Genomic DNA, 17,101 nt, shown 5'->3' on the forward strand with positions numbered 1-17,101 from the left:
CTCACTCCGGGCTGTCGCTGCTGTCTTCGCTGTCAGCGTCAGCGTCCGCATCGGCGTCGCTGTCGTCGCCGTGAGCCTCGCGGAAGAGGTCGGTTGCGTCCTTGTCTTCCTCGCTCTCCGGCACCTTCGCCTGCTTGCCGCTGGCCTGCTGCACGTTGGAGGACGGGATCAGCTGGATGAACACCGTCTCGTCCGTCAGGCCCGTGAGCCGGCCGCGCAGTTCGTCGGACAGCTTGTCCGCTTCGAAGCTGACCTTCCATTTGATGACGCAGGATCCGCCTTCCTTGCACTCGAACTCCACGACCTGCACCGTGGTGTCGGCGACGTCGATGTTGCTCTGCGCGTCACCGAGGCCATAGTCCAGGACGAAGCGGAAGCCCTTCCACTTGTCTTTGTCGCCGTACTTGAACTTGCCGGCATTGAGCTTCGGCACGCGAAGGTTCGGCAGCACGGCCAGCACGTCGGGCATCGCGGCCTGTCCCTGGTCAGCTGCAGCGTTGAAGTACAGCGTGGTGCGCAGCGCGGGGTCGATCAGGTCGAGGAGCTCGTTCGAACCTTCCTTGCTGAAGGACAGGTCGAAGGCGGGCACGCCGCTGTCTTTGCCACGGAACTCGCGGCGGACATGGACATGCGTGACCTTGCACTCGGTGACTTCGGGGAACTGGAAATTCATCATCAGCCTTTCAGCGGTGGGTGAAGAAAGAGGGCGGCCGATCTCTCGGCGCTGGCAGGGAAGTAGGGTTGGGAGGAGGAGATGAAGGCCCTGCCAGGCACGCCCGAAACTGGTTAGGCCGTGACCGGCCCAGGGAACTTGTCGAAATCCAGCGGCTTGATGTGCTCGCCGAAGTACTTGCCCTTCGACTCGGCGGCCATGAAGGCGGCATGCACCTCGGGCGCGACGTCCGGGTACTGGTAGACGTTGCTGCCGCGGGTGAAGGTCACCTGCAGCATGCGGCGCTCGGCGTCGTAGCCGACCGCGGCGTCCTGATGGCTCTCGACCGCCGTCATCGGGATGTCAATGAAGGGCTTCTTCGAGAAAGCGGCCGGGGTGGGGAAAGTCTTGGGCATGGTTGCTCCTCAGGCGGCCTGCTTGGCCTGGATGGATTGCACGTGGGCCACGATGGCAGCCAACATGTGACCGAAGTCGGACTCGTGGTAGCGCGGGGCGCTGCGCTCACGACCAGCGGGCTCAAAGCCCAGGCCGCGCAGGCCCGCTTCGGTCGTCGTGAAGTGCACCAGCCGCTCATTGATGGCGCCGATGCTCAGGGTGGGAGCGGACGAGGCCGGCGGCTGCGTCCTGGTGGGCATGGCAATCACGGTCGGGGGTGGGGCGGGCGCGGCGGGCGCTGCAGCAACTGGGGCCGAGGCAGGCGCTGCGGCTGCGGCCTGCTCGCGCGCCACACGCTGCCGCTCGGCTTCTTGGTGGCGCTCGAGGCGGGCGACCTCTTCGGCCCGGATCCGCTCCCGTTGCTCTTCCTCTTTCTTGGCCTCGGCCGCGCGATGGTCGGCAACGCGAGACTTCACCAGTGCGGTCAAGTCGTCGGGCGCTTTCAGGACGATCTGCGCGGTGTCCGGGAACAACTGCGGCAGGCCAGTGGCGAGCTCACGCAGCGTGCCCAAGTTGATCTGGATGCGGTCTGCGATGCCGCTGGCTTCGATCTTGGCGTTCGCAAGCGCCGCGTCCACAGCATCTTGCATGCTGTCGAGGTTCTTCTTGCCTTTGATGGCGCCGGCGAAGTCGGCAGTGACGGCCGGCATGTAGGGCCTGCCCAGTCGGGCGTTCAGAGTGGCGATGTGCTCGCGCAATGCCGAGACGCCACTGGCCACGATCTCGCCGCGGCGGTTATCTTTCTCGGCAGCGACGATCTTCTCGCGCGCCAAGCGGGTGGTGCGCGCCAGGTTGCGCAGGTCCGCAACCGTGCGGCGCATCGCGTCCACATCCGTCAGTTCGGCGAGCGCGTTGTCCTCGGATGCGTCCAGCGCTTCTTCGGCCTTCTTCAGCGCCTTGCACTCGGCCTCCGCATCGGCGAACTCCTGGTCAGTCGAGGGCTTCGGCACCATGCGGCCGATGAACGCGCGCAGGGCAGTGCCGAAGTCGGGCAGATTGCTGGCAACAGCCAGTGATCCTTGGATGCGAACCGAGACTGCCGGCAGCGTCTCAGGCGCTGCTGCTACGACAGCGGCGACCTTCTCGGAAGGCGTGTAGGTGGCGAGGTCGGTGGCGAACTGCTTCCACCCAGCCCGGAGTCGAGCGAACCAGTCGGGGTCAGGTAGGACTTCGACCCAGACGGTACGCTCGCGCGTGCCGTCCGAGATGGAGAAGTAGAGCTTCTCCGCCTTAGTGACCATGAGCACTTGTTGGCACTGCGGCATGTGCTCTTCCGGCACTTGCTTGGCGCGGACCAACGCGGCGTGTTCCTCGTTCCACAGCTTGTTTTCCCAAGCGCATTCTTCCGGCATATCCAAGCCGTCGCAGGAGGCCGAGATTTCGCCGTCGGAGCAAGTGACCGGGTAGAGCGTCTGCCCGATCACCTCTTCCATGATCTTGCGCGCCGAAGCCTCCACCTCGTGGCCCCGATCCAGTACGTTCTCCTGCACCCAGTCGCTGAACTCCTTGGCGATACCCGTCTTCTTCATGCGCAGCAGTTCGTTGCGCGTGGTCTTCTTCGACAGTCCGAGCATGGCCGCAGCCTCGCTGGCGCCGAAGTGCGTGAGACGGAACTGATGCCACGCATCGCTGCCCTGCAAAATTTCTACGATTGCCATGAGATACCTTTCACGATCTTTCGAGTGGTTTCTCGCCCCAAGCCGAACGCCTTTCCCAGCGCCTCCATGGGTTGAGTGGGGTTAGCGGCGTGGGCCGCACGGATAAGTTCGGCAATTTCAGGGCTCGCCTTGGCATTGCTGTTGCATACGCCACTACCATGTGCGTTCGCGATATTTCGGCGAGCGACCTGGCGCGCACGCTCCGGATCACTAGAAGTCCAGTGGTTGGCTCCAGTCGGCGCGCGAGCGCGGCCCTTGCGCACCATGTCGGACATGTTTTCTTGATGCGTCCCGACAGAGAGGTGATCGGGATTCACGCACACGCCGATGTCGCACGAGTGCAGCAACTCCATTCCGTCGGGGATCGTTCCCCCTGCAAGTTGAAACAGCGCTCGGTGAGCCCTAACCACGCGGCCATTCAGATGCGCATGGCCGTACCGGCCTGCTGAACCCATCCATATCCAGCAGCCTGAAAAAGGCACGCGGACAATCTTCCGCTCCATGCGTTCGGGGATGTTGCTCATCGGATTCGCTCAGGCGTTGATCTCGGCGCGGCGCGCGTCGTACTTGGAGTGCAGCTCCTTGCGTTGCTGCTCGTCGGGAATGGCGGCCTCGGTGATGAGGCTGCCGGCGACGTCGAGCGCGTCGTCGGTGTCGGCCTTGGCGATCGCGTCGGCGATCTGCGCGTAGTTCGGCACCGCGGCGGTTGCCTTGGCGAGCTCGGTCGGGATGTTGCGGATGGCCGCGATCTGGTCCTCGGTCAGCGTCGCGACCGTGGCCACCGCCGCCAGGACGCCGTCGACGTCCTTCTTGCCCGTCTTGATGACCTTGGTCCAGATGAGCATGTTCTTCTTGAACTCTTCGTCGCTCTGGCCGGGCAGCGAAGGCTTGGCGTTGGCGCCTGCAGCGGCGCCCTCGGGGTTGTGGCGCGTCAGGTGGTCACGCAGCGCCTCGTCCATGTCTTCGAGGTCCTGGCCGAACATGTCGCCGCACGCCGTGACGTTGATCGTCATGGCGATCTTGGCGCGCTTGTTCGCCATCTTGAGGATGGTGTTCGCAAGGTCGGCCGGTTCGGTGCGGACTTGGTAGGTGGAGTAGCTCTCCTTCTTTTGCTTGTTGAAGCCCTTCTTCTCGCGGCGCATGTTGGCCGGCGTGGACTCGAACTCTTCCTTGTAGGCCTTGCGCCACTTGTACTTCTCCTCGCCGCTCGAGGCCTCGCCCATTCCAGTGCCGAGCACGAGGCCGGTGCCCTGGTGCACGCCGGTGCACGTCACGCGGTAGCGGACGATCTCGTCGGTCGATAGGTCCTCGACCTGGTAGGAGTCGGCGACGCGGAAGGCCATGCACAGCACCTCGGCGCCTTGCTTGTACAACGTGGGCTTGTCGGTGCCGGGGATCACGCCGTAGTGAACCTCGGGCTTCATGACGGCGCGCATGACTTCCTGGACCATCGCCACGTGGCTGATGATGTCGGCGACGGCCATGCGGCCCGGCGCTTGGGTTTGAGCGAGCGCGCTGTGTTGCGGCTGCAGAGCAACGACGGTGTTCACGATGGTCCTTTCAGCGAGAGAAGAAGTGCACGATCAGTGCGATGACGAAGGGGGCGGCGATGCACCAGAACATCGGCCAGAAGGGGCCGCCAGGGCTGGCGTTGGCGCCGATGGGGCTGAAGATGTCGTTCACAAGACACCTCCGTTGCCGCTGTAGCGCGGCTTGCGACGCGCATCCAGGAACTTTTTCAGTGAGTCCTTGGGATAGAGCGGGCGATTGCCGAAGAAGATGTGCTCCGGACCGGTGCCGCGCTTGCGCCAGGTCTCGACTGTCGCGGGCGAGGCTTTCGCCAGCAAGATCACGTCAGCTTCGGTGAGGCAGTCCAGCCTGTCCGCGAGTGTCCGTAGCCGTTCAAGGTCGCTTCGGCTCATTGATCGGACTTCTGCGAGCGTCGGGCAATCCTCACCCGCGTCTGCTTCTATGGGCATGGCGTTCTCCTCAGTGAAAGTTGTTTAAGACCAGAGCCGCGACCGCGCCAACAGCGCATGCGGCGTAGACGTAGGGAAGGGCGCGATCGAAGGCCGAGCGCTGCTCAGGCATGGGCTCGACGCGGCATTGCGATGAGCGGATATGCGGGCCGAAGGCTCCTTCAAGGTCGCGAGCGGCGCGTCCGGTCCAACTGCTGTTTTTCATGCCATCCTCCTTGCACGAATCCTTGTGAACGGATCGCGGCCTGCAGCCACGCGCTTCTTTACAGTTCCCCAGGGTTCCCCGAGGACTTCGCACCATTCGGCAAGGCATCGCGTAACGCCATCGATGGTGTGGAGGTGATTGCGGCGCGTATTGCGCGCCTGCTCGGTGTAGGTGGCCCAGCGCACATTCCCAGGTTCGTAGTTGCCTAGGTTGTTGAGGCGCTCTATCGTCATCCCCGTCGGACGCGGCCCCATGTATGCAGCGAATGCCTCAAAGTCATCGAGCCATTCGGCGCACACCTTGATGCCTCGCGCGCCGTAGCGGTTGTAGGCCTTGTCTGCCGGATTGCCGCATCGGCGCTTCATTCCTTGCCATACGTGGTAGACAGCCGTCTTTGATTGGCCGTGCGTCTGGGCCAACTTGGAGATGGTGGCATTGACCTGTTGACGATGAAAGCAACCGCAGCTCACCGTCGTGCCTTCGCGCAAACTGGCAAGGCGCACAACTTTCTGGGTGCCGCATTCACAGCGGCACACCATGGCGCGCATAGATGCGCCGTTCGCTTTGCGTTGGCGAGGTGCTTCTTCGATGACAGTGAGGCGCCCAAATCGATCGCCTGCAGCAACAGGAACCATTGAGCGCGGGTAGCTGCGCACGGTGTTGCTCACCGGGGTGGTGGGGCGGATACGGGTCATGCCTGCCTCGCTTTCACAGCGGCAACAACCGCAGAGCACTGGGCGACGTCGAACCAGCCGATGTGGCATTGCTCGACATCGGCGATACCGAGAGCGCCGGCCAGCCAGGCATAGGCCTCGCTGCGCGTCATGGAGCCCTGCTGCCATAGCTGGTTGAAGTGGTCCTTCGCCAAGCTGCGGGCATGGCGCATCGCGGGCGTCGCCAGCGTGCCAAGCGGGATGCCCGTGAACGGGTGCAAGCCCACGTAGGAGTCGCAGCCAGTGCACATGAGCGCCCAGGGCCATTCGCCGTACTCGCGGCCGTAGATGGCAGCGTTGGATCCGATCCAGACGCGCGAGCGGCAGTGCGGGCACTGGTCGGGCACGGGCAGTGGGTTCTTCACGCGCGCCACGGCACGGCGCGAAGGGTTCCACGGAGTGACGGGCCCGGTGCGCTTCGGCAACGCCGCGCGCAGTTGGTCGGCCATGCTGCGGCTCATGCGGTGCTCCCTGTCTTGCGTGAGAACAGCGCTGCATGCTTGGCGTTGTGAGCGTCGATCTCTGCGGAGGTCGGCACGTCGTTCATTGCGACTCGCAGAGCTTCGGCCGCCTCAGAGCAGCCGTTCTCGCGAAGGAAGTGCTGCAAGACAACTTCCAGGTCGCCCACGAAGAAAGCCAACTGGCCTTGGCGATCTCGGCAGCGCGATGCGTGCGCATGACTGCTGACGTTGACCGAGCGGACCTCTTCGACCAGTTGGGACGCTCTGCGTTTGGTGATCGTGCTCATGCTTCGGCCCTCACTTCCAACTTGACCGGCAAGAAGTCGAACTCCACGCGCACCACCTTGGCTTTGTGCTCGCGCAGAACGCGGTCCATCGCATGGTGCGAGCCGGTGAGCCCGCAGATTGCTTGGTAGTCGAGCGCCGCCGCAGCTTCATGCCGCGCGGTCCACCTGTGCAGGGAGACAGCCAGCACCTTGCGGCGCGGGCCCACGATGACGGCGTAGGCTTTCACTTGGCACCGCCTTTCTGGCCGGTGGCGGCCTGACGCTGCGCACGCGCCTCACCGACCCGCTGGCAATCGCGAATGCAGTCGATCACTTGCTCATGCATGCCCTCGCCGAAGTCTCTGCCGTAGCGGGACTGGAGCTTCATCAGCAGGAGGCCTGCGCCTACCACGATGTCTTCAAGGCGCGCGATGCGCTGGGTTGGGGACTTCTTAGCCATGACTCGCGCCTTTGGCGAGGTTGACGGCCAACTCGCGCAACTCACGAGCGCATGTGCGCATGGCTCGTGATTCACCAATGGACTGCGGATCAGACATGACTCTGTCGATCAGATCGCAGCAGCCTTCCCATTCACCCGCGAGCGCCGCTATGGACTGCAGTTGGGAGAGATCTGAAACGAGGGCGGCGCGCACTGCGGCGGCGTGCTCGCGTGACGTCGTGGCGTCGTTGATCATGGTGCCGACGCCTTTGGCGGCTTTTGCCTCCCAAGCAAGGAGGAGGCCTTCGAGTGCCGGGAGCAGGTCCGTGCTCATGCGGACCTCGCTTTCAGCATGGCGTCGGCAACTTCCACTGCCTCGGCCGCCATTGCTTCGTAGGGCCAGTGGCTCTCGTGGCCGTGGTGCGCGATGTGACCGGATAGAAAGGCCTGCATAGCAAGACCGGCATAGTGATCGCGCAGGCTTGGCGACGGGTCGAGCATCGAGTTCTTAAGGCGGTGATTGATTTCGGCGTTCATCGAGCGGCCGTTCTCACGCGCTGAACTTTCAATCTCTTCTTTCAGATCGGGGAGGATCCGGAAGGGGAACGGAGCGAGTTGCCCCGTCTGTGCAGCAGTGCGTTTCGGACGGGCTTGGCGCACTTGATCGGTCATGCGGACCTCCCGTTCTGCTGAGCCAGTTCGAACGCGAGTGGGAGGGCTCGGTAGTCGGGCGAAGCCTTGGCGCGGTTGTGCGCGCGATCAGCGGCGAGCAGTCGCTCCTCTTGCGTGACGGGCGGCAGGCGGTACTCGAAGCCGCGATGCGACGGCGCCAGAGGTTCAAGCTCTAAGTCGGCAGTGATCTCGGCCGGCGTCCCCTCGACCTCAGCGATGGCCGCGCTGATCTCCTCCGACTGCCAGCGCTGACCTTCGGCGTCCACCAGCGGCAGCACCATGCGAAGCGCTGCGAGGAGACGGGCGGTTTGCGGGGCGCTCACGACAGCATCCCCTTCGTGTACTCAACCTGCTTAACCGCTTCATCGATCGAGCCGATGAACTGGTCGCCGTAGCCGGCCTTCGCCGCGCTGGTCTGCGCTTGGCGCAGCGCGTTGAGCGCGACCGTCAGTTGATACTCAACCGCCGCTTCGTCGTACTCCGCCGTGGATAGAAGCTTCCCGGTCCTTGCGACCAGTGCCACTGTGTCTGCTTGCATGGTGCCCATCTCCTGTTCGATGGGTCTTATTAAACACGACGTTTAAGTTATCTGTCAACACCGTGTTTATTTTTTCTTCCGCATGCGGTGGGCGACACGGCAAACTGCGCGCATGAGCACCTTCTTCGATGGCGTGGCAGCGCGCCATACCGACTGAGATGGACCGGCCGCCAAGCTGGGGCGAGCCCGCGGAAGCGCTCGGCAAGCAGCTGGGCATTCGCGTGGGCGAGGTGCCGCCGATTTCGTTCGGTCACAGCCGGCCGGCAGTGCAGGGTGCGAAGGGCGAGATCGCGAAGGCGCTCAAGGCCGCGGGAGGTCGCTGGGACGCGCGCGACAAGGCGCTTGTGTTCGGCAGCTGGCCAACCCTAGAGGCGGTGCTGCGCGGGATCCTGGAGCGCCAGGTGAAAGGCGACGAGCAGGCGTAAAAGAGCCCGCCGGAGCGGGCTGGAGCAGATCGGTGGCGCTCAGCGAGGGGCGGGGAGGGCGGGCCGCTGGACTGCGCTAATCAGGGCCTTGCCGTAAGCAGGGAGAACAGCGCCCTGCTTGACTTTGCTCATGATGTAGCTTGGGAAGCAATCCGGGACGTACTCCTCGTAGAGCCACTTCCGAAACTCGCCGAGAGCATCTACAGGATAGACCCATGCTGGGACCGGATTGGCAACCGACTGGGGAAACGAGTTCGGGTAGTTGTGGCCCATCTTTTCTCGGTCTCCGAAGCGCCGTGCCAAACCCTTCTGATTCCAGTGGTTCGACCAACGGATGCCCACGCTTCCGTCAGGCACCGTGTGGCTGTCCAACTTGCACCCTGCTTTGATCATGTGCACCACCAAGTCGGCTATCTCCCGGAAGATGGAAAAGAAGCCAAATGGGATTTGATCGTTGAGAAGAATTCGCTCGTGAAAGGTACGCCACGAATCCGGGATGTGAGCGTCCGGAACATAGCCGCATCCCTGATAGATGAAGGCTCGGAACGACGTGCGCGCCAGCAGGCGGTAGTTCTTGAGCGCAATGCCGCTGCTGGATTGCGTGGCCTCGAATGCGTAGTACTCGAGGATGGCCATACATACCGCATCAGTGATCGCGAGCGTCTCGCCATTGGCGCCGATGGTCCGAAGAAACAGCGAGTCTGCGTGGTGACCTTGGGCTACGAGAAGTTCCTGGAGCCTGGCGCCGCGAGGCTTCCGTCGTTCCTCGTTCCAGTTGGAAATCAGGCGCTGCAGAACCGAGTGATCGACTCCGCAAAGTCGAGCAAGTCCGCGGAGATGGAGATAGGGGGTCCCATCGCTCAAAACGCCCATTGCCACCCCATCCCGTTCGACCTCGGCTATGGGGAAGAGTGCCAGTTGGGGCTGGTGCTCGGAAGGTAGATAAATTGAGCTAACTAGTTGACCCGAAACGGTTTTTGCTGGTGCTCGACCGCTCGATTTTCGTGGCGTAGGCATAGGATTCCTCCTGTTTAGTGCCTCGCGTTGGTGACGGGTGTTACCTTTTTCGGCTTGCAGGCCCGAGCAAGTGCAACATACAATCACCTTCGCTGTTACAAGTTCCGTGGTCGGTCCGCCAAGACATATTGACCACGGGAAGAAGCAACCACCGACCCTTGCGGGTCGGTTTTTTTTTGGCCGCTCGATCCTTACTGTACGCGCAGTCAGCCTGAGCGCCCATCCAGATCTGGGCACACCATAGACCGCAGCCCTTGCAGCGTCACCTGGACAAGGTTGTGGATAACCGGTGAACTTGTTTGTGGATAACAGTAAGCAACCGGCGGAACAGCAAGGCCGCGCCGCTCCCGATTTTCTTGCTCATAGCGTTGGCGACAGAGGAGAGAATGGCCTTGCGCTAGTTCTTCTCGACCTGGATGCATCGACAGCTTGATGATGGTGCTGCAGCCAACGGAAAAAGCCCGCGAAGGACGGGCTGGTGGATCTGCATCTGGTCGATGTGGCCGCGTCACCGTCTAGGTATCGGGCTCTCGCTGAGGGGCTAACCGCCGAACTGCGCCTTCAACTGCTCGTAAAGATCCTTGCCGTCACCGTCCATCGCCAAGCAGAGGCGGTCTCGCGTAGCTGGGTACTCGGTTCCGCACACCGCTTTCCATCTGCCTGAATGAAGGCAGCGCAGACCGACCTCTGCTACCTCGTCGCTCGCCGATCCGGCTTGAATGGCCAGCCACAGCGAACGGAAGTCGCGATCGGCAACGGGCGCCACGATGCCGGCCAGTCCCGTGCTCTTCTCGTAGAAGAAGGGCGTCGGACCGCCATAGCCCCCCATGCGGTTCTTGGCGTTCACGAAGCCGCAATAGCTCCCCTTGTCGGTGCCAGGCTTGACCCCCGTGAACTTGGCGCTGTCGGGATCGTTGAGGAGTCCCCTGACTGCTGTCTCAGCCTCTCCCTGCCCGGATGAGCAGGCTGTCAGCACCACGGCGCCCACTGCGAACGCCATACCCCACAGCTTTCTCATCGTCCCGGCATATTCTGTTGGTTGGTCACAGACCCCGGCGGGCGTGGGTCCCGGGTGGCGCTGTACGGGCAGCGAGTAATCTTCCCGTCGATCCACGGAATAGCGGCTTCCTCGAAGCCCTGGTACCACTTGTGCCGGTTGAAGAGCACTGTCGCGCCGCTCTCGCTGGGCTTGACCAATGCACTGATGTAGTCGAGCCTGACGCTATCCGCGGTGCCAGAAAACTTGATCTCGCCTTCCCTCGCTTCAGGGTAATACTGCGCCGCGATCGTGCTGCTGACTGGATAGCACTCGTTGAGTGCACGCACGATGTTCCGGTAGGTTGTCTCGGAAGAATATGGCGACTTGATCTCAAACGGGACGCTGTTCGACGCGTCAAGGGTTGACACGCATCCCGTTGCTACAACGGATACCAGTACCAGCGCGGCCAGTTTGATCACAAGATGCACCTTACTAAAGCTTCTTGCCGTTCCACGCCCAAATGACGCGGCCCCGGACGTTGACCTGCTGAGACCCGTCGAGGACGTCCACCGTCCTGACATTCGGGTTATCGCTGCTGATCTCGTACTTGCCATCCATCCTTTGCCGCACGCGCTTTATGTACAGCCGGTCGTTCGCCTCCAGCACGTAGACGCCATCGATGTCCGGGTCCACCACGCCACTGTCGACTAGAAGGATGTCCCCGTCGCTGAAGGTCCCCTCCATCGAATCGCCGTAGCCGTGGATGAAGCGAAGGTTTTTGATGTCGCTGAGAGGCTTCAGGGTGCGCGCGACCCATTGTGGCGACACCGTTAGGCGGCCCACGACCACATCGTCGGGCAGTTGCTCCGCGCCGTGCCCCATGGAGCCGGCTTGAGCCATCACGGGAATGCTCAGTGCCTTGAAGCCTGGCAGAAACGGCAACTCCTCGGTGACGGCTTCGGCGCGACCTGTTAGTGCGCGCTGACGTGACGCGGCGGTCGCGTCTTCGTCACCTTCGCCGGTAAGCAGCCAGTTTGCGGACACGCCGAGCTCACGTTCCGCCTTGATGGCTCCCTCCTTGGAGATGCCGCGGCTCTTCCAGTTCGTCATCTTGGCCGAGGACGCGTCCAAAACGACCTGGAGCGCTTGGAAATCGGCGATGACCACGGGTGCGCCCTTTGTCTTTCGACGGGCGTAGTCCAGCAGCCGGCTCACGGATTCATGCATCGGTCGATTCTCTGGCAGTAAACAGAGTGTTGATAAACATGGCGTTGACATGTGTGTAAACGCCATGTTTAAATCGCGCCTCATGACCGACACTGATCTCATTCGTGCCCTTGGCGGCCCCACCAAAGTTGCCGAGCTTCTCGGTTACGACAAGGCCAACGGCGGCGTCCAGCGCGTGCAGAACTGGCTGAAGCGGGGCATCCCTGCGGAGGTCAAGCTCACGTTCCCGCACATCTTTCTGCGCGCTCAGCAGCAGCCTGCTAGAGCGGAAGGCTGACATGCGCCAGCTGTACGCCCGCATCGTCCTCTGGCTGATCGAGCCGGCGCTCGAGCTCCGCGAGTCGAAGCGCTCGGTCACCGTCAGCACGCTGACCTCGAAAGAGATCGCCGCTGCCTTCGCCGATCCGAACTCGCAGATCAGCAAGAGCCTCGCCCGCACCTTCAAGACTGAGAGGGTGCGGTGATGCGAACGTTCCTCCAGGTCCTCAGCTACGCGGTCTTCACTGCCGCGTTCGCTTTCGCGCTCTATGCATTGGCCATCACCGCCACGCTGTGGATCGCCGTGGTGATCGGCTTTTTGTCGGCCCTGTGCGCCGCTCTCTACATGGCGACCCGCGACCTGCCCGAGGGCCCTGCGGGCCTGCATCGCGGCGAGTAGGTCATCGGCCAGAGCACCGACATGCACCCATCCCTCCGCGTCCTTCCTGATGTGCCCACCAGCGTCTCCGCGTTCCTGCGGGGGGCCTCCCATGGGGGCGCGTGCGCTGCCTGGGCACATCAGAAAGGTCGTGATTTTTCGCGTCGTCATGGCTTTTATTTTTCGCTGCCGCGAACCGGTTAGCGAACTGGTTAGACGTTGATTTCTTCCTATCGAGAGGCCCCTTGATGGACCAACTGGAGTTCCGGCTCTTGGAGCGTGTTCACGCTCCGAGCGTCGTCCCTGAACAATGGGTGAAGTTTGCAAAGAGCTACCGCGAGGCTGTGCGGGTTGCATGGACCCTGCGGCGCATGAAGGCTGCAAAGCCTTCGGACATGGCGCGGGACATGGGCTTCTACGCCCAGCACATCAGCGACTGGCTGGCGGAGGACGACCGCAAGATGCGTCGCAGCCTGCCGGCCACCGAGATCCCGGACTTCGAGTCGTGGGTTGGCAACACGCTGGTAAGCCAGTGGCTCGCCTTCCGCGCGAAGTTGACAGTGCTCGAGCAGATCACTGCGACGCAGCAGACGGCGTAGCGCTGGACCAGGAGCGCCCATGAGCCTCGCCGCATCCCTTCTCTCTTTGTTGAGCACCATCGGCTCTATCGAAGAGGAAACCGGCGCGGCCGTGGGGTACGCGCAGATGTCCGAGGCCCTGGGCGCGCAAAGGCGCACGTTGCTCGCCCGTGCGTCGCGCCTGCGCCGCCACGGTTACCTCGACCGCGCCAACCCTACTGCCGGCCTGAACGAAGAAGCCTTCTTCGTGCTCACGCCCAGGGGTAGGGCGTTGGTTGCTCCGGTCCCCGATGAGTCCACTATCACCGAGCCGATCGTGGCGCGCGCTATCCGCGTGCGGCCGGCGCTGGCAACTGTGTGGGGTGCGGCATGACTCCCCTGCAAATCAAGATCGCGCGTGACCGCGAGCAGCAGGGCCTAGCCCTATGGCTGACACAGATCCCGGACTGCGATGGCACGAGCGACTGCTTCTTCTGCACTGCTGGAGAACTTGCACGCCGGACTGAGGAAGGGCAGGGCGCTTGAGCAATGAAGCGATCAACTGGGCTTTGGGGCAGCCAGTGAGCAAGTCGTCCGCCAAGTTCGTATTGGTGGCGATGGCAAACCTCGCGGGCGCCGACATGACTTGCTGGCCTTCGTACAAGCACTTGACCTCAGCCACTGCTCAGGACATCAAGACAGTCCAGGCGGGACTGCGTCGACTGCGTGATGACGGCTACATCACGGATACCGGCGAGCGAAAAGGGTCAACCGGCCAGGTGATCGTCTACCGACTCAACACCCCCGAATTTGGTGGTGTTAGGCCGATGGAAAAGACCCCCGAAATTCCCAGTAAGAGCCCCGAAAACGGTGTTGTTTCCGTCGCTCCAAAGACCCCCGTTTTTCCCGTTAAGACCCCCGTTTTTCCCACGCAAGACCCCCAAATTTCCCATGAAACACCCCCAAAAACGGGGGTCGGAACCATCAAGGACACATCAAGGACACCAAAGGAACCCAAAGAAGAGAGCGCTGATTTCTTCGGAGGTCCGTTCACCGATGTTGATCCGAAGGTGCTGGCCGACTTCAGGAAGTTGAGGACCAAGCTCAAAGCACCGTTGACGGATACCGCTGTCGCTGGCCTCGTCCGCGAGGCCAAGAAAGCCGGCATGACGCTGACGGATGTCATGCGGATGTGTTGTGAGCGCAGCTGGCGCGGGTTCAACGCGGAGTGGGTGGCAAGTGGCGGCAAGCAAGACCGCAGCAATCAACCGAGTCGACACACCGGCTTCGATCAACGCAACTACGAAGGAGAACCCGATGGTTCAATCCCAGCGTGAGCCTGTGCGCTCGCTCGGCGACGTGATGCGTCGCGAAGGAGATCGCACTGTCCAATGCCCGGAGCATGGCGAGTACTCCGCGCGGCACGTGGTTGGCCGTATCTGGACGCCTTGTCCAGTCTGCGCAGCAGCTACGGAAGCACAGCGTGCAGCCGAAGAAGCCGAAAGCCGCCGACGTGCTGATGCGCAGTTGGCCGAAGAGGCCTTGCAACGCCGCATCGCACAGAGCGGTCTGGTCGGACGCTTCCTGAGCGCGACGTTCGACAACTTCGCGGCCGTCGATCCTGCCCAGGTTCGCGCCGCCACCATGTGCAGGGACTTCGCAGAGAACGTGGAGGGCCGCACTGGTGGGCTCTGGCTCATCGGCCCACCGGGAACGGGCAAGACCCACCTTGGCAGCGCGATGGTCAACCATGTCATCCGACAAAAGCGGTGGGCCGCGATTCTCAGTGCCCGCGAGATCGTGCGAATGCTTCGTGCCACGTGGGGGAACCGCCATAGCCGAAATAACGGGCACGACGCTCCGCAGACAGAAGCAGAAGTCATCCAGGATCTCGGCACGTGCGCGCTCCTCGTGTTGGACGAGGTCGGTGTCTCGTTTGGCAGCGAGAGCGAAACGGTGCAGCTTTTCGATGTGCTCGACCTCCGCTACAAGAACCAGCTTCCGACCGTGCTGCTGTCCAATTTGCCCGCGTCTGAGCTCAAGCCGGTGCTCGGCGATCGAGCGTACGACAGGCTTCGGGAGGGCGCCGTCATGGTGCCCTGCAACTGGGCCAGCCATCGCCAGAGTGGGAGCCGGTCATGACTGAGGAACGTGGCTCTGCGTCGCGGTGCGCATGTCGCGCCCACGGCTGCCCGATGCCCGGCGCAATCTTCGTAGGCGGAAGCTCTACAGGGGTCTGCTCATATCACTACGGGGTGCTTCCAGCCGATTGGGGTCGAGTGACGCGCGCACTCGCTGATTGGAAGTGCGTTAGCGACGAGGCTCTGCTGTGCCGCCGAGTGCTGGTCGCACCGGAGACGATGACGGATGCCAAGGCGCAAAACCAGCACCTTGCCAGTGCGTGGACCAGGCTGCGCACTGATTTGCTTGGTGGCCCGTGGCTGGAAGAACTTCAGCCTAAGGCAAGAGAGCAGTACGACAGCTGGGGACGCCGACTCGAGTGCTTCTTGGAAGCGCGCGTTCTGCAGGCAACGAGGGGAGTTGCAGCATGAGCCGCCAGTTCGAAGCGTGGCAATTTCGCCGCCGCGTCGTTGCAGCTGCTACCGGAAAGCGGAGAGCGGCAAATATGGGAATGCGCCGTCCGATGCCCGGGGAGACGCCTCTCAGCGCAGCGGAGATCTTCTTCGGTGCACAACACGGTCTGATTCCACTTCCGCCGCTAGGACAGGTTGCTCCAAGTGTGCCTGTGTCGGCGAGCAGGGGAGCTTCCCAATGATCCACATCGGCGTAGACCCCGGCCTGACCGGCGCCATCACCTTCATCTCCCCGAACACGCTGGTGGTCGAGGACCTTCCCACCACTCCGCTGCCGGGCAACGGGTTGATAAAGCGCCGCATTGACGGCCGCGCGCTCGCGAAGCTGGTCCGGGCGAACGTGCCGGCCGGCGAGAAGGCCGAGGTTTTCCTCGAGCAAGTCGCAACGATGGGCGGCAAGAACAACGCTGTCCAGACGCAAGGCTCGCTGATGCGGACCCTTGGCGCCATCGAGACCGTGTTCGAGTGCATGGGCATCCCCGTGACCATGTTGAGCCCGCAGAAGTGGAAGCGCATGTACGGGCTCAAGGCCGATAAGAAGAAGTCGCTGGCCACCGCCCGCGCGCTGTACCCCGAGGCGCCGTTGGCCCTCGCAAGCCATCACAACCGCGCCGAGAGCCTGCTGCTCGGGCACTGGGGAAAGGTCAACAAGTCATGAGCGTCCGCGACCGACTCCTTGCATGGGCCCGCGCGCGCAACCCCGATTTCGTGATTGGGGGAGCCGAGCCTTACCTCCGGCGCTGGTGGCTGATCCCCCGCAATCCCGTATTCAACGTCTACGTGCATGAGTTCCTGCGTAGCGATGACGACCGTGCCCTACACACGCACCCGTGGCTGTTCAACTGCTCCTTCCTCATGGATGGCCAGTACCGCGAGCACACGGCCGAAGGCGCATTCCATCGACGCGCTGGGGATTGGAAGTTTCGGTGGGGTGCCGCGGCGCACCGCGTCGAACTGCTGAGCATCGGTGACTTCGTCTCTTCGCAACCGGACAACGTTCAGCCCGTGCCTTGCTGGACGCTGTTCATCACAGGTCCCCGCATCCGGCCTTGGGGCTTCCTCTGCCCGCAGGGCTTCGTGCACTGGAAGGACTTCACCGATGCGCGCGACAAGGGTTCGGTGGGAAAGGGGTGCGACCAATGAATGAGATCGAAAGGCTCAGGCACGCAATCGCCTACGACCCGGTGAACGGAGAACTCCGCTGGAAAAAGACCGTCAACGGGCGTTGGGCGAAAGCCGGTGAACGCTGCGGCGGACTGGATGCAAAAGGCTACCGGACTTTGGCTTTGGATGGCCGGCAGTACAAGGCTCATCGCGTGGCATGGGCGATTCACTATGGAGTGTGGCCCGAAGGCTTGATTGACCACATCGACCACAACCGCACAAACAATGCGATTGGCAACCTGAGAGAAGCCACACAGGCAATCAACAGCCAGAACCTCGTGCGTGCTCAAGCGAGGAATCGAAGTGGCCTGCTGGGTGTGTATCCGCTGCACCGCAAGTGGGGCGCCCGAATCATGGCCAATGGCACCCGCATGTATCTCGGGAGCTTTGATAGCCCGGCTGATGCCCATCAAGCATATCTGTCGGCTAAGCGGCGTTATCACCAAGGCAACACGTTATGAC

32 protein-coding genes are annotated in these 17,101 nt (G+C 62.6%); 11 read left to right on the plus strand and 21 right to left on the minus strand.

The genetic code is table 11. The features are described from left to right. Position 1: 1 nt before the first annotated feature. The 17 genes from ACEN9J_RS02815 to ACEN9J_RS02895 form a co-directional block, all read right to left on the minus strand. Positions 2–673: a hypothetical protein gene (locus ACEN9J_RS02815; RefSeq protein ID WP_413763239.1), complete on the minus strand. Its 672-nt coding sequence runs from the start codon at positions 671–673 to the stop codon at positions 2–4. 113 nt (positions 674–786) lie between these two features. Continuing rightward, entirely contained in the window at positions 787–1,068 is a 282-nt protein-coding gene (locus tag ACEN9J_RS02820) for a KTSC domain-containing protein (protein ID WP_413763240.1), read from the minus strand. Between the two features lie 9 nt (positions 1,069–1,077). Beyond that, positions 1,078–2,766: a YqaJ viral recombinase family protein gene (locus tag ACEN9J_RS02825; RefSeq protein ID WP_413763241.1), complete on the minus strand. Its 1,689-nt coding sequence runs from the start codon at positions 2,764–2,766 to the stop codon at positions 1,078–1,080. After that, positions 2,754–3,290 (minus strand): HNH endonuclease signature motif containing protein, encoded by a 537-nt coding sequence (locus ACEN9J_RS02830; RefSeq protein WP_413763242.1) that lies wholly within the window; start codon positions 3,288–3,290, stop codon positions 2,754–2,756. The genes ACEN9J_RS02825 and ACEN9J_RS02830 overlap by 13 nt, the downstream gene beginning before the upstream one ends. A 9-nt stretch (positions 3,291–3,299) precedes the next feature. Beyond that, positions 3,300–4,316, minus strand: coding sequence for a hypothetical protein (locus tag ACEN9J_RS02835; RefSeq protein ID WP_413763243.1), 1,017 nt, complete (start codon positions 4,314–4,316; stop codon positions 3,300–3,302). Between the two features lie 10 nt (positions 4,317–4,326). After that, positions 4,327–4,449, minus strand: a complete 123-nt coding sequence (locus ACEN9J_RS02840) for a hypothetical protein (protein ID WP_413763244.1) — start codon at positions 4,447–4,449, stop codon at positions 4,327–4,329. Continuing rightward, on the minus strand, positions 4,446–4,745 hold the full coding sequence (locus ACEN9J_RS02845) for a hypothetical protein (protein WP_413763245.1): 300 nt from the start codon (positions 4,743–4,745) through the stop codon (positions 4,446–4,448). The genes ACEN9J_RS02840 and ACEN9J_RS02845 overlap by 4 nt, the downstream gene beginning before the upstream one ends. 10 nt (positions 4,746–4,755) lie before the next feature. Beyond that, positions 4,756–4,950, minus strand: coding sequence for a hypothetical protein (locus ACEN9J_RS02850; RefSeq protein ID WP_413763246.1), 195 nt, complete (start codon positions 4,948–4,950; stop codon positions 4,756–4,758). Continuing rightward, on the minus strand, positions 4,947–5,645 hold the full coding sequence (locus ACEN9J_RS02855) for a hypothetical protein (RefSeq protein ID WP_413763247.1): 699 nt from the start codon (positions 5,643–5,645) through the stop codon (positions 4,947–4,949). Before ACEN9J_RS02855 ends, ACEN9J_RS02850 begins: the two co-directional genes overlap by 4 nt. Further along, complete coding sequence (locus ACEN9J_RS02860) at positions 5,642–6,124, minus strand: zinc-finger-containing protein (RefSeq protein WP_413763248.1); 483 nt, start codon at positions 6,122–6,124, stop codon at positions 5,642–5,644. Before ACEN9J_RS02860 ends, ACEN9J_RS02855 begins: the two co-directional genes overlap by 4 nt. After that, a complete protein-coding gene (locus tag ACEN9J_RS02865; RefSeq protein WP_413763249.1) occupies positions 6,121–6,411 on the minus strand; it encodes a hypothetical protein in 291 nt (96 codons plus the stop codon). The genes ACEN9J_RS02860 and ACEN9J_RS02865 overlap by 4 nt, the downstream gene beginning before the upstream one ends. Then, positions 6,408–6,638, minus strand: coding sequence for a hypothetical protein (locus ACEN9J_RS02870; RefSeq protein ID WP_413763250.1), 231 nt, complete (start codon positions 6,636–6,638; stop codon positions 6,408–6,410). Before ACEN9J_RS02870 ends, ACEN9J_RS02865 begins: the two co-directional genes overlap by 4 nt. Further along, on the minus strand, positions 6,635–6,850 hold the full coding sequence (locus tag ACEN9J_RS02875; RefSeq protein ID WP_413763251.1) for a hypothetical protein: 216 nt from the start codon (positions 6,848–6,850) through the stop codon (positions 6,635–6,637). Before ACEN9J_RS02875 ends, ACEN9J_RS02870 begins: the two co-directional genes overlap by 4 nt. Continuing rightward, positions 6,843–7,163, minus strand: coding sequence for a hypothetical protein (locus ACEN9J_RS02880; RefSeq protein WP_413763252.1), 321 nt, complete (start codon positions 7,161–7,163; stop codon positions 6,843–6,845). Before ACEN9J_RS02880 ends, ACEN9J_RS02875 begins: the two co-directional genes overlap by 8 nt. Further along, positions 7,160–7,501 carry an Arc family DNA-binding protein gene (locus ACEN9J_RS02885; RefSeq protein WP_413763253.1) on the minus strand — a complete coding sequence of 114 codons (342 nt, stop codon included), beginning with the start codon at positions 7,499–7,501 and terminating at the stop codon, positions 7,160–7,162. Before ACEN9J_RS02885 ends, ACEN9J_RS02880 begins: the two co-directional genes overlap by 4 nt. Next, positions 7,498–7,824 carry a hypothetical protein gene (locus ACEN9J_RS02890; protein ID WP_413763254.1) on the minus strand — a complete coding sequence of 109 codons (327 nt, stop codon included), beginning with the start codon at positions 7,822–7,824 and terminating at the stop codon, positions 7,498–7,500. The genes ACEN9J_RS02885 and ACEN9J_RS02890 overlap by 4 nt, the downstream gene beginning before the upstream one ends. Next, a complete protein-coding gene (locus tag ACEN9J_RS02895; RefSeq protein WP_413763255.1) occupies positions 7,821–8,039 on the minus strand; it encodes a hypothetical protein in 219 nt (72 codons plus the stop codon). Before ACEN9J_RS02895 ends, ACEN9J_RS02890 begins: the two co-directional genes overlap by 4 nt. 158 nt (positions 8,040–8,197) lie before the next feature. Here ACEN9J_RS02895 and ACEN9J_RS02900 point away from each other — a divergent pair, with 158 nt between their 5' ends. Further along, positions 8,198–8,464 carry a hypothetical protein gene (locus ACEN9J_RS02900; protein WP_413763256.1) on the plus strand — a complete coding sequence of 89 codons (267 nt, stop codon included), beginning with the start codon at positions 8,198–8,200 and terminating at the stop codon, positions 8,462–8,464. A 39-nt stretch (positions 8,465–8,503) separates the two neighbouring features. Here ACEN9J_RS02900 and ACEN9J_RS02905 read toward each other — a convergent pair whose 3' ends face one another. From ACEN9J_RS02905 to ACEN9J_RS02920, 4 genes are all read right to left on the minus strand, one after another. Further along, positions 8,504–9,100: a hypothetical protein gene (locus ACEN9J_RS02905; RefSeq protein ID WP_413763257.1), complete on the minus strand. Its 597-nt coding sequence runs from the start codon at positions 9,098–9,100 to the stop codon at positions 8,504–8,506. 922 nt (positions 9,101–10,022) lie between these two features. Then, positions 10,023–10,499, minus strand: coding sequence for a hypothetical protein (locus tag ACEN9J_RS02910; protein ID WP_413763258.1), 477 nt, complete (start codon positions 10,497–10,499; stop codon positions 10,023–10,025). Then, positions 10,496–10,939 (minus strand): hypothetical protein, encoded by a 444-nt coding sequence (locus ACEN9J_RS02915; RefSeq protein ID WP_413763259.1) that lies wholly within the window; start codon positions 10,937–10,939, stop codon positions 10,496–10,498. The genes ACEN9J_RS02910 and ACEN9J_RS02915 overlap by 4 nt, the downstream gene beginning before the upstream one ends. A gap of 13 nt (positions 10,940–10,952) precedes the next feature. Beyond that, positions 10,953–11,687: a LexA family transcriptional regulator gene (locus ACEN9J_RS02920; RefSeq protein WP_413763260.1), complete on the minus strand. Its 735-nt coding sequence runs from the start codon at positions 11,685–11,687 to the stop codon at positions 10,953–10,955. An 82-nt stretch (positions 11,688–11,769) separates the two neighbouring features. Here ACEN9J_RS02920 and ACEN9J_RS02925 point away from each other — a divergent pair, with 82 nt between their 5' ends. From ACEN9J_RS02925 to ACEN9J_RS02970, 10 genes are all read left to right on the plus strand, one after another. Then, the gene (locus tag ACEN9J_RS02925) at positions 11,770–11,964 is read left to right on the plus strand and encodes a hypothetical protein (RefSeq protein ID WP_413763261.1); all 195 of its coding nucleotides are present in this window, start codon (positions 11,770–11,772) and stop codon (positions 11,962–11,964) included. A gap of 1 nt (position 11,965) precedes the next feature. Next, a complete protein-coding gene (locus ACEN9J_RS02930; protein ID WP_413763262.1) occupies positions 11,966–12,151 on the plus strand; it encodes a hypothetical protein in 186 nt (61 codons plus the stop codon). Further along, positions 12,151–12,345, plus strand: coding sequence for a hypothetical protein (locus tag ACEN9J_RS02935; protein ID WP_413763263.1), 195 nt, complete (start codon positions 12,151–12,153; stop codon positions 12,343–12,345). Before ACEN9J_RS02930 ends, ACEN9J_RS02935 begins: the two co-directional genes overlap by 1 nt. A gap of 227 nt (positions 12,346–12,572) precedes the next feature. Then, a complete protein-coding gene (locus ACEN9J_RS02940; protein ID WP_413763264.1) occupies positions 12,573–12,923 on the plus strand; it encodes a hypothetical protein in 351 nt (116 codons plus the stop codon). A gap of 19 nt (positions 12,924–12,942) precedes the next feature. Beyond that, complete coding sequence (locus tag ACEN9J_RS02945) at positions 12,943–13,275, plus strand: hypothetical protein (RefSeq protein WP_413763265.1); 333 nt, start codon at positions 12,943–12,945, stop codon at positions 13,273–13,275. Between the two features lie 148 nt (positions 13,276–13,423). Further along, a complete protein-coding gene (locus ACEN9J_RS02950; RefSeq protein WP_413763266.1) occupies positions 13,424–14,218 on the plus strand; it encodes a helix-turn-helix domain-containing protein in 795 nt (264 codons plus the stop codon). Next, positions 14,199–15,023, plus strand: coding sequence for an ATP-binding protein (locus tag ACEN9J_RS02955; RefSeq protein ID WP_413763267.1), 825 nt, complete (start codon positions 14,199–14,201; stop codon positions 15,021–15,023). The genes ACEN9J_RS02950 and ACEN9J_RS02955 overlap by 20 nt, the downstream gene beginning before the upstream one ends. A gap of 630 nt (positions 15,024–15,653) precedes the next feature. Further along, the gene (locus tag ACEN9J_RS02960; protein WP_413763268.1) at positions 15,654–16,133 is read left to right on the plus strand and encodes a hypothetical protein; all 480 of its coding nucleotides are present in this window, start codon (positions 15,654–15,656) and stop codon (positions 16,131–16,133) included. Further along, entirely contained in the window at positions 16,130–16,618 is a 489-nt protein-coding gene (locus ACEN9J_RS02965) for a hypothetical protein (RefSeq protein ID WP_413763269.1), read from the plus strand. The genes ACEN9J_RS02960 and ACEN9J_RS02965 overlap by 4 nt, the downstream gene beginning before the upstream one ends. Then, positions 16,615–17,100 carry an HNH endonuclease gene (locus ACEN9J_RS02970; protein ID WP_413763270.1) on the plus strand — a complete coding sequence of 162 codons (486 nt, stop codon included), beginning with the start codon at positions 16,615–16,617 and terminating at the stop codon, positions 17,098–17,100. Before ACEN9J_RS02965 ends, ACEN9J_RS02970 begins: the two co-directional genes overlap by 4 nt. Position 17,101 lies beyond the last annotated feature (1 nt).

It is taken from the genome of Variovorax sp. Varisp41 (assembly GCF_047325085.1).
In the GTDB taxonomy this organism is placed as follows: domain Bacteria; phylum Pseudomonadota; class Gammaproteobacteria; order Burkholderiales; family Burkholderiaceae_C; genus Variovorax.

Coding starts and splice junctions, on each gene's coding strand:
- ACEN9J_RS02940 (WP_413763264.1), top strand. CDS start 12,573: ATGGACCAACTGGAGTTCCGGCTCTTGGAGCGTGTTCACGCTCCGAGC.
- ACEN9J_RS02860 (WP_413763248.1), bottom strand. CDS start 6,124: ATGAGCCGCAGCATGGCCGACCAACTGCGCGCGGCGTTGCCGAAGCGC.
- ACEN9J_RS02965 (WP_413763269.1), top strand. CDS start 16,130: ATGAGCGTCCGCGACCGACTCCTTGCATGGGCCCGCGCGCGCAACCCC.
- ACEN9J_RS02830 (WP_413763242.1), bottom strand. CDS start 3,290: ATGAGCAACATCCCCGAACGCATGGAGCGGAAGATTGTCCGCGTGCCT.
- ACEN9J_RS02825 (WP_413763241.1), bottom strand. CDS start 2,766: ATGGCAATCGTAGAAATTTTGCAGGGCAGCGATGCGTGGCATCAGTTC.
- ACEN9J_RS02880 (WP_413763252.1), bottom strand. CDS start 7,163: ATGAGCACGGACCTGCTCCCGGCACTCGAAGGCCTCCTCCTTGCTTGG.
- ACEN9J_RS02960 (WP_413763268.1), top strand. CDS start 15,654: ATGATCCACATCGGCGTAGACCCCGGCCTGACCGGCGCCATCACCTTC.
- ACEN9J_RS02815 (WP_413763239.1), bottom strand. CDS start 673: ATGAATTTCCAGTTCCCCGAAGTCACCGAGTGCAAGGTCACGCATGTC.
- ACEN9J_RS02865 (WP_413763249.1), bottom strand. CDS start 6,411: ATGAGCACGATCACCAAACGCAGAGCGTCCCAACTGGTCGAAGAGGTC.
- ACEN9J_RS02935 (WP_413763263.1), top strand. CDS start 12,151: ATGCGAACGTTCCTCCAGGTCCTCAGCTACGCGGTCTTCACTGCCGCG.
- ACEN9J_RS02845 (WP_413763245.1), bottom strand. CDS start 4,745: ATGCCCATAGAAGCAGACGCGGGTGAGGATTGCCCGACGCTCGCAGAA.
- ACEN9J_RS02925 (WP_413763261.1), top strand. CDS start 11,770: ATGACCGACACTGATCTCATTCGTGCCCTTGGCGGCCCCACCAAAGTT.
- ACEN9J_RS02920 (WP_413763260.1), bottom strand. CDS start 11,687: ATGCATGAATCCGTGAGCCGGCTGCTGGACTACGCCCGTCGAAAGACA.
- ACEN9J_RS02910 (WP_413763258.1), bottom strand. CDS start 10,499: ATGAGAAAGCTGTGGGGTATGGCGTTCGCAGTGGGCGCCGTGGTGCTG.
- ACEN9J_RS02820 (WP_413763240.1), bottom strand. CDS start 1,068: ATGCCCAAGACTTTCCCCACCCCGGCCGCTTTCTCGAAGAAGCCCTTC.
- ACEN9J_RS02875 (WP_413763251.1), bottom strand. CDS start 6,850: ATGGCTAAGAAGTCCCCAACCCAGCGCATCGCGCGCCTTGAAGACATC.
- ACEN9J_RS02885 (WP_413763253.1), bottom strand. CDS start 7,501: ATGACCGATCAAGTGCGCCAAGCCCGTCCGAAACGCACTGCTGCACAG.
- ACEN9J_RS02930 (WP_413763262.1), top strand. CDS start 11,966: ATGCGCCAGCTGTACGCCCGCATCGTCCTCTGGCTGATCGAGCCGGCG.
- ACEN9J_RS02905 (WP_413763257.1), bottom strand. CDS start 9,100: ATGGCCATCCTCGAGTACTACGCATTCGAGGCCACGCAATCCAGCAGC.
- ACEN9J_RS02850 (WP_413763246.1), bottom strand. CDS start 4,950: ATGAAAAACAGCAGTTGGACCGGACGCGCCGCTCGCGACCTTGAAGGA.
- ACEN9J_RS02945 (WP_413763265.1), top strand. CDS start 12,943: ATGAGCCTCGCCGCATCCCTTCTCTCTTTGTTGAGCACCATCGGCTCT.
- ACEN9J_RS02895 (WP_413763255.1), bottom strand. CDS start 8,039: ATGCAAGCAGACACAGTGGCACTGGTCGCAAGGACCGGGAAGCTTCTA.
- ACEN9J_RS02855 (WP_413763247.1), bottom strand. CDS start 5,645: ATGACCCGTATCCGCCCCACCACCCCGGTGAGCAACACCGTGCGCAGC.
- ACEN9J_RS02900 (WP_413763256.1), top strand. CDS start 8,198: ATGGACCGGCCGCCAAGCTGGGGCGAGCCCGCGGAAGCGCTCGGCAAG.
- ACEN9J_RS02955 (WP_413763267.1), top strand. CDS start 14,199: ATGGTTCAATCCCAGCGTGAGCCTGTGCGCTCGCTCGGCGACGTGATG.
- ACEN9J_RS02970 (WP_413763270.1), top strand. CDS start 16,615: ATGAATGAGATCGAAAGGCTCAGGCACGCAATCGCCTACGACCCGGTG.